Annotated in this window: 6 protein-coding genes and 1 CRISPR repeat array; all 6 genes read right to left on the bottom strand. The window is 63.2% G+C overall.

Annotated features, from left to right (window positions below):
- Positions 1–75 precede the first annotated feature (75 nt).
- Entirely contained in the window at positions 76–357 is a 282-nt protein-coding gene (cas2, locus tag ACO48X_RS09995) for a CRISPR-associated endonuclease Cas2 (protein ID WP_485001943.1), read from the bottom strand.
- The gene (cas1, locus tag ACO48X_RS09990; protein WP_485001942.1) at positions 354–1370 is read right to left on the bottom strand and encodes a CRISPR-associated endonuclease Cas1; all 1017 of its coding nucleotides are present in this window, start codon (positions 1368–1370) and stop codon (positions 354–356) included. Before cas1 (ACO48X_RS09990) ends, cas2 (ACO48X_RS09995) begins: the two co-directional genes overlap by 4 nt.
- A 76-nt stretch (positions 1371–1446) precedes the next feature.
- On the bottom strand, positions 1447–1620 hold the full coding sequence (locus ACO48X_RS09985; RefSeq protein ID WP_485001941.1) for a hypothetical protein: 174 nt from the start codon (positions 1618–1620) through the stop codon (positions 1447–1449).
- Positions 1621–1945: 325 nt separating this feature from the next.
- Positions 1946–2233: a CRISPR-associated endonuclease Cas2 gene (gene cas2, locus ACO48X_RS09980; protein ID WP_064231068.1), complete on the bottom strand. Its 288-nt coding sequence runs from the start codon at positions 2231–2233 to the stop codon at positions 1946–1948.
- Complete coding sequence (cas1, locus tag ACO48X_RS09975) at positions 2224–4341, bottom strand: CRISPR-associated endonuclease Cas1 (protein ID WP_485001940.1); 2118 nt, start codon at positions 4339–4341, stop codon at positions 2224–2226. Before cas1 (ACO48X_RS09975) ends, cas2 (ACO48X_RS09980) begins: the two co-directional genes overlap by 10 nt.
- 699 nt (positions 4342–5040) lie before the next feature.
- Positions 5041–6198: a CRISPR direct-repeat array (repeat unit 37 nt; unit sequence GTCGGAAAGCACTGAGCACCAGAAGGTGCATTGAGAC).
- Between the two features lie 551 nt (positions 6199–6749).
- Positions 6750–7421: a DNA-3-methyladenine glycosylase gene (locus tag ACO48X_RS09970; protein ID WP_485001939.1), complete on the bottom strand. Its 672-nt coding sequence runs from the start codon at positions 7419–7421 to the stop codon at positions 6750–6752.
- Positions 7422–7705 lie beyond the last annotated feature (284 nt).

The raw sequence follows: 7705 nt of genomic DNA, 5'->3' as shown, positions 1-7705 counted from the left end.
TTAAGGAAAAAGTGGGCGTGGACCTTGCGCGAACCAGCTTCGAGTGACATCTATGGTTGGAACGCATGGAGTCCACTACCAGATGCCGCGGTAGAGCCCCACTTCATCGAGAGTCACGGCGGTTCCCAAGAGTTCAGCGCGGCCAACGCATGCTCCGCATAAGGGGTAAACGTGAACCACGTCGTCGGTTTCACTGATGATCCCTTCGATATGCGCGCAAACTGCGCTGAGGTCGTCAGCTTCCAAACGCAGCTGAAAAACCGATTCCTGTATCCGGTACCCCCACCCTTGGAGGTAGGCGGCCAGGCGCGTGCGCCGCCTGTCGGAAGAGATGTCGTAAGCGACAATCGCGGTCATCGCCATGACACGCCCATCCATTCGTAGTCCCGCTCCATGATCGCGCGGCCAAGCAACTGCGCGCTGTGGTGGATGTGTCTGCGCCACGTGCCGGAGAACCCTGGGAGAGCGCCCTTGACGCGGCGCTGAAGCGTCGCTTCATACCCGTCCACCAACGCCTTCTTGCCTTCGCGGTTAAGCCACACCCCCTTGCCGTCGTCGGAAGGCGATGCGTGCTCCGGTCTCAGCCGATGCGAGCGAAGCAAACTGACCACCGTGCGGTCCACAAGCAGGGGACGAAACTCCTCCATGAGGTCAAGCGAAAGGCTGGGGCGTTTGTCGGTCGAAGCGTGCAGCACTCCGAGCGACGGCTCAAGCCCCGCGGCGAACAACGCGGCCGTGCACTCCCCCAGCAGGATCGCGTACCCATAGGAAAAGGCGGCGTTTGCCATATCCTTCGGCGGACGCCTGCTGCGGCACGGAAACGACACTCCCTCCGGCACCAGCCCGGCAAGACAGGCTAAGTAGGCGGAAGACGCCGCCCCTTCAATCCCGAAAATCTCATCAATCGATGCCGCGTCGAAGAGGTCCTCCATCGACGAACGGATCTTCTGGCACGTTTTCCCAACGTTGACGTTCCTGTCCCGACGCCCGATGCGGTGGAGAACATGAACCTGGTTGCGCATCTTGGCCCGAATTAGACTCCGAGCAAGAGGCATGCGCGCCTCGACATCGGCGGCAAACTCCGCCTGCCTCATAAGACGCTGGGCGTTCGCCGTCGAACGCGGCCCGGCAAGCTGGCCCAGATATGTGCCGCGCCGGGAAAGGCAGAGCACGTCGACGTCATTGTACAGCGCCCACGAACGCGCCCCGGCCGAAAGCCCCACGCTCCCGGTCAGCACGATGCGATTGACGGCTCGGCGAGGAATCGAGACGTGAGGCAGCAGATCAACGCCTTCAACGATCAAACGCTCCTTCGACACCCGCACGCACGCGCCGTCGCGGCCTATGTACAGGACGTGATCAGGGTTCACGTCAGGCTTGACGTGATGATGGGGGTCGCAGTTAGGACGACTTCTCGAGAAATCCACACCTAGGTAGCAGAATTCTTCATCGAAACTGGTGAGCAATGACGTCGATCGTTTGCCTGCGCAGCTCGCCGTCGGCGGCGTCCTTTGCCAGCACCGTTCCCCACGCAGCTTTTAACCCTTCGATCGACGTGATTCGATCGAAGGCGCTTCCCGGAACAACCCGCCCTTGGGTGGCCCGGAACGCCTCAGTCACCTGAAGCGGATAGACGGTAGCTCCGAGATGGCGGAGCACAGCAAGAATAGGCTGCCGCCTTCTGAAACCGCGTCCTTGCGATTTTTCTCCGTTATTCATGACAACCCCGTCTCTGGAGTTACATCCGAACGGATAGCCGGACGCTTTCATTATTGCCCGCCGGACGGAGGCACGCAGCCGACTTTGTGCAGAAAACCGGGGTTCAGCCTTCAGCGTATTCGATCACCGCACCCTATCATCTTCCATTGCTAACAATAGGGAAATCCGGCCCGCGCCCAACCAGCAAAGGTCGGGCCGGGCCGAACGATTGCCTTGAGAATACAGCTCACCACACCCCGCTGTACAGGCCGACGTCGTCCAGCGCCGGCGCCGTTCCGAACACCTCGGCGCGCCCGCAGCAGGCCGCGCACAGCGGGTAGACGTGGACGACGTCGTCGGTCTCGCTGATGAGCTTGTCGATGCGCGCGCAAACCTCCGAGAGCTCCTCGTTGCTCAACCGCAGCTGGAAGACGGACTCCTGCATCCGGTACCCCCACCCTTGCAGATAGTTGGCCAGGCGCGTGCGGCGGCGGTTGTTTGCGACGTCGTAGGCCACGATCACCGTCAGCGCCATGACACGCCCACCCAGTCGTAGCCGGGCTCCAAGATAGCGCGGCCGAGCAGCTGCGCGCTGTGGTGGATGTGCCTGCGCCACGGGCCGGCGAACCCCGGCAGAGCGCCCTTGATGCTGCGCTGAAGAGTGGCCTCGTACCCGTCGACCACCGCTTTCTTCCCCTCTTTGGTGAGCCAGACGCCAGCGCCGTCGTCAGACGGGCCCGCATGCTCCGGGCGCAAACGCCGGGACCGAAGAAGCCCGAAAACCATGCGGTCCACGAGCAGGGGGCGGAACTCCTCCATAAGGTCGAGCGAAAGGCTGGGGCGTTTGTCGGTCGAAGCGTGCAGCACTCCGAGCGACGGCTCAAGCCCCGCCGCGAACAGCGCGGCGGTGCATTCGCCCAAAAGCAGCGAATAGGCATAGGAAAGGGCGGCGTTCGCCATGTCCTTCGGCGGGCGCCTGCTGCGGCAGGGAAAAGAGACCTCCGGCGGAAGCAAGCCCGCCACGCACGCGAAGTAGACGTTCGAGGCTGCGCCCTCCATGCCCATGATCTCCTCGATGCTCGCGGCGTCGGGCAAGTCCGCCATGATGCAGCGGATGTCGCGGCACGCCGCTTCCAGCCCGACGCCGCCGATGTGCCAGCCGCCGCCTTTGCTCTCGCCGACGTTTGCGTTCCCGCGAGCCTGCAAGTCGTCGAAACCGGCAGCCGCAGCCGCACTAGCAACGCCGGAGCCGCCGACAGCCTCCCTGGCGCCGCCGCCGGAGGCCGCGCCCGCATTACCGCACACCTCCATCCCGTCGCCCATGGCCGCGCCCGCGCTTTCGACGCCGCCCGCGCTCCCCTCTCTTTCCCTGCGCGCGAGCCTGTGCAGGACGTGGAGCTGGTTGCGGAGCTTGGCCCGCACGATGCTCCGGGCGAGCGGGAGCCGCGCCTCTTCGTCGGCCGCGAACTCCGCCTGCCTCAGGAGGCGCTGGGCGTTTGCCGTCGATCGCGGCCCGGCGAGCTGGCCCAAGTAGGTGCCGCGGCGCGAAAGGCAGAGCACGTCGATGTCGTTGTACAGCGCCCACGAACGCGCCCCGGCCGAAAGGCCGACGTTTCCCGTAAGCACGATGCGGCTCACCATTCGCCGCGGGATCGACATTTGGGGCAGCCCGTCGGGCGCGTCCACGATCAGCCGCTCCTTGGCCACGTGCACGCGGGAGCCGTCCCTCCCGACGTACACGACGTGAACGGGGGCGGCGGCCTCGGCGGACGGCTTGAGCGGCCGGTCCTGCGAATAGTCGATGCCGAGATGGCAGAATCCTTCGTCGAAGCTGGTCATGGCAGTTGCATCCTCGTTGATCGTCAGCCCGCGAGAGCGGACAAGTTCGGATATAAGGGCGAGCCCCTCCACGAGCTCGGAGCGCCCCGGCGCACACATTGCGATTTTGGAGCCGTGGCGTAGATAGGCGAATCCGGCGTCGCACATCGCGTCGTCGACGTCGGTCAAAGCGAGATTCTCCAAAAGAGGGCGAAGCGACGAGCCTTCGAGCATCCCTCGCAGCCTGTCCTCGGCGCCCGGCCGAACGCCTTCGAAGCGCGGCAGGCCGAGCAGGCAGAGGAGGTCTAGCGTGCGCTCGCAAGGCACGCCTCGGCGGAGCGTTTCCAGAGCGTCGTCGAGGTCGACCCCGGATTCGCACCCTTCGATCTCCAAGAGAAGGACGTTCGCGCAGCCTTCGCCTCGCAGGCGGGTGAGGCGGCCGACGACGGCGTCGATTCCGAGCCCGGTGCGCGCTCCGAAAGAGCTCGACGATTGCAGTGCCTCGGCCGCCGGGCCGACGGCAGCCGCAACAGCGCGTTCCACTATGCCGTCCCGCAGCGAGGGAACCCACAGGACCGGCGACGGCACGGCCGGGCCCTGTGGGGATGTCGCTATTCCGGCGGCGGCCCCCAGGCCTCTGCGCAACGGGCCGAGCCTTTCGCGCTTGAGCGGATAGAGCGGGCCCGGCTTGTACAGTCCGGTTCGGAGTTCGGCGGAGAGCCTGCCGAGAAAGACGTCCAGATCGGCCCCTATCTCTTTCGCTTGGCGTCGAAGCTGCTGGTCAAGAATGTCTTCGGCCAGCACCATGTTCCACGCGGCAGCCAATTCTTCGAACGACGTTAAACGCTCAAAGACGCTCCCGAATCCGGAAGCATCCCGGAAGGCAGCTCTGGTTGGCGTTGGCGGGCGGGCCCCGCCGTCGAGGCCCGGAGCGCTCAAGCAGAGTTCCGGAGGCTCTTCGGCTCGTTCGGCAGTTCTTGCGATTTCAAGGATGCGAAGCGGGTAGCGATCCTTTCCGGAGCAGCCCGATCCAGCAAGGATCGGACGACGTCGGAATGACCCGCGCGCTTGCGAATGTAGTGAAGCGTCCATTGCTTTCTAGCCTTTAATAAGTCTGGTATATGTTTCCGCGTCGTTGACGCAGAGGAGCACCCAATCTCCGATCCTGTGTTGTTGATTTTCGATCTGGCGCTTTCGCGTGATTTTGATTTCAGTGTAGACCTGTATCAGTTCTTCCGCTGGCAAAATAGTCATCACTTTGCAGCAAGGAATTCTGGATGCCCAGTAAGACGAAGTTAACTTTGGCGTAGTCGTGAGGTGTCGGTTTTTTGGCTTGGGTTCGTTGGAAGTCGGTGGCGTACTGGCTGGTAGGGGGCGTCGGCGGCGCTGGGTCGTTTTATGGCGGTTTTTCGCGGTTGTGTGGTTTAATTGGACAGGTGCGGGCCGATTCGATGTGGTGCTTTCCAGGTCGGCGGCGATTTCGTTCCGGTAAACGGCGTTGTGGCGCGGTTTTCTGGGGGCGGAGTCGGAAAGCACTGAGCACCAGAAGGTGCATTGAGACCCGATGGTAAAATGCCTGACAGACCACAGGCACAACCGTCGGAAAGCACTGAGCACCAGAAGGTGCATTGAGACAAGGTTGACGAATTTCATAGTATTTTCCTTTCAATAAAGTCGGAAAGCACTGAGCACCAGAAGGTGCATTGAGACCAGATTGATCGCCGACACCTTCCCGACCTGGTACCCAGGCCGTCGGAAAGCACTGAGCACCAGAAGGTGCATTGAGACATCGGCAGACAACCACGCGTCGATCTTCCGCTCAATCCGTCGGAAAGCACTGAGCACCAGAAGGTGCATTGAGACTATTCCTTGGGAATCGTGAGAATGCGTCCCTTTGCTTCGTCGGAAAGCACTGAGCACCAGAAGGTGCATTGAGACAAGACGCGTAGAGTACGGGGCTGTCGTATTGTCAACGTCGGAAAGCACTGAGCACCAGAAGGTGCATTGAGACTTTGTCAGTCACCTTTTCGGTGAGCGGAATTTCTGGTCGGAAAGCACTGAGCACCAGAAGGTGCATTGAGACGGCCTCTTCCGCCGCTTTCAACGCCTCCGCATGCGCAGTCGGAAAGCACTGAGCACCAGAAGGTGCATTGAGACTGGAAAATCACCCGCGACGGAGCCGGGCAGGCGGGTCGGAAAGCACTGAGCACCAGAAGGTGCATTGAGACCTGGCGACGGTGCCCATTCATGGGGGCATGGCGGCGGTTGTCGGAAAGCACTGAGCACCAGAAGGTGCATTGAGACGCGACGGCGTCGAGCTGCTGCGTGACTTTCCACAGCGTGTCGGGTCGGAAAGCACTGAGCACCAGAAGGTGCATTGAGACCGCGATACGCGTCAATGTTGAGGACATCTGACTTGGGGTCGGAAAGCACTGGGCACCAGAAGGTGCATTGAGACTCCGTCGGCGCGTTCGGTGACCCATGGGCTGAGAGTCGGAAAACACTGAGCACCAGAAGGTGCATTGAGACTTCCATATCGGAGTCGATTGCCACAGCCTCAGGAACAGCCGTGTCGGAAAGCACTGAACACCAGAAAGTGCATTGAGACGGACAGATTCGCCCGTCTGAGACGTTTCAGCTCCCCGGTCGGAAAGCACTGAGCGCCAAAAGGTGCATTAAGGCTTTGAGCGAGACGAGGCTCCGCACTGATCGACACAAGTCGAATGGAGCTGGGCACCGGGAGCATGACGCTCTGCGGGCTGCCACGCAAGAACCACGCGGCGTCGGGCGTACGGATTCGCTTCGTCCGACGCCGCCTTGCGGCCAGTAAGCGCAGCGATCAGATCGCTGCCTTCCTCAACGTCGCCCTTGAGACCGATGGTCCGGCGGCGCTTCAGGCCGCACCCGGCGACGTCGCCAAGGCAGCAGGATCGCCAAAGCAAGAGGAATCGCCAGGGCGCGAGAAAAGGAGGATGCGGGACTGGCTCGGGCGCCCATCCGCATTTGGCCGCCTGTCCGCATCTGGCCCCCAGCCGCCCATCCGCATTCGGCCGCTTATCCACATCTGGCCCCCAGCCGCTCATCCGCGCATGGCGACGTCACCAAGGTAAGAAGAAAAGAGTAAGCAGAATTAGCTTGGCCGCTCATTCGCGCATGGCGGCCGGCCTGCAAGAGCCGCCTCGAACGTCGCCTCAATTTTGCCGCGCGTGCCTGGGTCGGCTTGGCTCAGACGCTCATTTGCGCCTGGCCGCCGGCTTATAAGGCGAAACGGTCGGATCGCCGTCGATCCAGAAACGCCAAGGGAAAGCCTCGCCGTCGCCGCCGGGCCCGGCAACGCCGACCCGCGGCCCGCTTCGCACCAGTTCCGCCGGAACGGCGTCGGCGGACCCGGCCAGCTCAAGGCAGATTCGCGAACCCGCACCGCCCAGAAGTTCGCCGTCGTCCTCGCGCGTCAACCCCAGCGCCGACGTCAGCCTGGCCGGCCCGCGCGCCAAATCCCTGTCCTTCCGAGCGGCGGGCCGCCGCCCGCGTGCGACGTCGACGCCCTCCACAACCTCGCCGGCGCGCAGAAGCACCGCGCGCGAAACGCCCTCCGCCCCGCACACGACGTTCACGCAGTGGTGCATCCCGTACGTGAAATAGACGTACACCCGGCCTGCCGCCTCAAACATCGAAGAATTGCGGGCCGTCCGGCCGCGGAAAGCATGCGACCCGGGGTCGATCTCGCCGGCATACGCCTCGACCTCCGTCAGCCGCACGGCCACGGTCCCCTCCGGCGACGCCACCGCCAGCCTCGCCCCGAGCAGCGCGGGGGCGATCGCGACGACGTCGTCGCCCGACAGCAGCTCAACGAGCCCAGGCGCGATTGTGGCCGGCCCCGGGCCGGCGGATTCACGTGGAGTCATGACTCCAGGTTATCGGCCGACCCGCTGCGCGGCTCGCATGGTCGCTTTTCGGTGTTGGCGTCTGGGCGGAATGCGCTAAGCTGAGCCCGGGCGAGTTGCGCGCTAGTCTGAGTACAATCATGAAACTTATGCATCGATTAGCCACTTGGTCAAGGAGAACGAGATGATCGAAAGCCGATTTCGTGTCAGCCGCGCGGCGGGAAATGACGGTGTTTCCGGCGCGTGCGGTCAAGAGCCGGGGAGGGACTCGGGCATACGGCGGCGTCCTAGCGGAAAAGCAACTG

The organism is Peptidiphaga sp. (genome assembly GCF_057238965.1).
This window is presented reverse-complemented; position numbering and strand designations above follow the sequence as displayed.